The organism is Xanthomonas sp. SHU 166 (genome assembly GCF_000364685.1).
GTDB lineage: Bacteria > Pseudomonadota > Gammaproteobacteria > Xanthomonadales > Xanthomonadaceae > Xanthomonas_A > Xanthomonas_A sontii.
Window position 1 is genome coordinate 1 of record NZ_AQOJ01000993.1, and the last position, 2,682, is coordinate 2,682.

The window sequence follows — 2,682 nt, forward strand, 5'->3', positions numbered from 1 at the left end:
TGTCGTCCAAGCGCATGATCGTGGTGCAGGAGGTGTACGAGGAATTCCTGCAGCGCTATCGCGCCGGCGTGGCGGCGCTGCGGGCCGGCGATCCGATGGATCCGGCGACCACCCTGGCGCCGCTGTCTTCGCAAGGCGCCGCCGATGACCTGAAGCGGCAGATCGCCGAGGCGGTCAGGCATGGCGCCACCGCGACCGAGGTCGGACCGCCGGTGCCGGTGCATGGCGCGTTCGTGCAGCCGACCCTGCTCACCGACGTCGCCCCGGACAACCCGGCCTACCACCAGGAGTTCTTCGGCCCGGTGTCGATGCTGTTCCGCGCCCGGGACGAGGACGACGCGGTACGCATCGCCAACGATTCGCCGTTCGGCCTGGGCGGCTCGGTGTTCACCGGCGACGATGCGCGCGGCGTGGCGGTGGCCAGGCGCATCTCCACCGGCATGGTGTTCGTCAACCACCCGACCATGGTCAAGGCCGACCTGCCGTTCGGCGGCGTGCGCCGTTCCGGCTACGGGCGTGAACTGATCGGGCTGGGCATCAAGGAATTCGTCAATCACAAGCTGATCGACGTGGTCGACATCGACGCGCCGTTCTGAGTGGGCGCCATGCGTCAGGCCAGGCCGCCGGGGGCAACCCCGGCGGCTTTTTTGTGCCGTCGCCACGCCCGGGTCGGGGCGCGTGCCCGGTGCATGCCGGCAGGTCATGCTGCGGGCGCACTTGACCTGGGGCAAAGTTCTTTTGTTTCATGGCGTTATTGGTAGAAATTCATCTTGAATCTGTTAGTCTGCCGGCATGATCCGACGCTCGCTGATTTGCCTGCTCACGCTTGGCCTGGTCGCATGCGCGACCCAGCCCAAGGCGCCTCCGTCGCCGCCGCAGGCCAGCGCGCCGCCGCCTGCGCCGCGTCCGGCTCCGCCGGCCGAGGCCGCGCCGGAAGTGGTGCAGGCGCCACCGGTGGACCTGACCCCGGTCCCGTTCGAGGTCGCCCGCGCCAACTTCGTCCGCGACACCGCGGCCAGGTACGGCATGGATCCGGCGCAGATCGAGGCGACCCTGGCGCAGGCCCAGTTCAAGGATGCGATCGTCGCGGCGATGTCGCGCCCGGCCGAGCGGGTCAAGCCGTGGAGCGAGTACCGGCCGATGTTCATCAGCCAGGCGCGCATCGATGGCGGCCGCGCGTTCCTGGCCACGCATCGCGACGAACTGCAGCGGGTGCAGGCGCGCACCGGCGTGCCGGCCGAGGTCATCGTCGCGATCATCGGCGTGGAAACCAGCTACGGCAAGAACGCCGGCTCCTACCGCGTGCTGGATGCGCTGTACACGCTGGCGTTCCGCTATCCGCGCAGCGGCGATCCGGCCAAGCTCGAGCGCGAGGTGCGCCGCGAACTGTTCTTCCGCGATGAGCTCGGCCAACTGTTCGCGCTGGCCCGCGAGGAGAACCTGGACATCACCGGCCTGATCGGCAGCTACGCCGGCGCGATGGGCCTGGGCCAGTTCATGCCGTCCAGCTACCGGCAGTTCGCGGTCGATGGCGACGGCGACGGCAAGCGCAATCTGTTCACCGACTACGACGACGCGTTCTCGTCCATCGCCAACTACTTCGTGAAGAAGGGCGGCTGGGTGCGCGACGGCGTGGTCGCGGTGCCGGCGACGCTGCGCCCGGGCGCCGAGGAATTCAATCCGACCGACTGGACGCCGACCTACACCCTGGCCGACCTGGCCGCGCGCGGCTACACGCCGACCGCGCCGGTGCCGGCAGCCGCTGGCGGCGCCACGCCGATCACGCTCGACGGCAGCGCCGGCAAGCAGTACTGGCTCGGCTTCCAGAACTACTACGCGATCACCCGCTACAACAATTCCAAGATGTACGCGATGGCCGTCTACCAACTGTCCCAGGCCATCGCCGGCAAGGAGTTACCCCCGGCATGAACCCGAACGCGCTGCTCCGGATCGCTCCCGTCGTCGCTGTGCTGGCGCTGGCCGCCTGCAGCAGCGCCCCGAAGAAGACCGCCGGCGGCGCCGGGCCCGGCATCCGGGTCGAGGGCAAGGGGCCGGCGCACGTCGCCACCGGTTGTCCGTCGACCTCGCCCTACGCGCCGGCCAAGGAAGATCCGTCCAAGCGCGGCAACTACACCGCCGGCGGCCTGTATGCGCCCGGCGTGCGCGACAGCACCCCGGACTACGTGCCCAACGTCGCCTGCATTCCCGAGCCGCTGGTCACCGACGAGCCGCGCTCGGCGATCGGCAACCGCTCCCCGTACATGGTGTTGGGCCGCGAGTACGTGGTCATCGACGATCCGCACAGCTACGTCGAGCGCGGCACCGCCTCGTACTACGGCAGCAAGTTTCATGGCCGGCTGACCTCCAACCGCGAGGTCTACGACATGTACGCGTTCACCGCCGCGCACAAGACCCTGCCGCTGCCCAGCTTCGCCCTGGTCACCAACCTGGACAACGGCGAGTCGGTGGTGGTGCGGATCAACGACCGCGGCCCGTTCCACGACGATCGGCTGATCGACCTGAGCTACGCGGCGGCGGTCAAGCTCGGCATCACCGGCAAGGGCACCGGCCGCGTGGAAGTGCGCGGCCTGACCCCGGCCGACAACGGCGACCTGCTGGCACGGCGCACTCCCGGCCGGCGCCCGGCGACGCTGCTGGCCAGCGCGTCCACCGCCACCGCCA

The 2,682-nt window shown here is 69.8% G+C and carries 3 protein-coding genes; all 3 read left to right on the top strand.

What is annotated here, in order from left to right:
* Positions 1-596, top strand: a 596-nt coding sequence (locus tag D180_RS22040) for an aldehyde dehydrogenase family protein (protein WP_017914483.1), incomplete at its 5' end; no start/stop codon positions are given.
* A 196-nt stretch (positions 597-792) separates the two neighbouring features.
* Positions 793-1,929, top strand: a complete 1,137-nt coding sequence (gene mltB, locus D180_RS22045) for a lytic murein transglycosylase B (RefSeq protein WP_017914484.1) — start codon at positions 793-795, stop codon at positions 1,927-1,929.
* Positions 1,926-2,682: septal ring lytic transglycosylase RlpA family protein (locus D180_RS22050; RefSeq protein ID WP_017914485.1), on the top strand; the 757-nt coding region annotated here is incomplete at its 3' end. The genes mltB and D180_RS22050, both read left to right, overlap by 4 nt.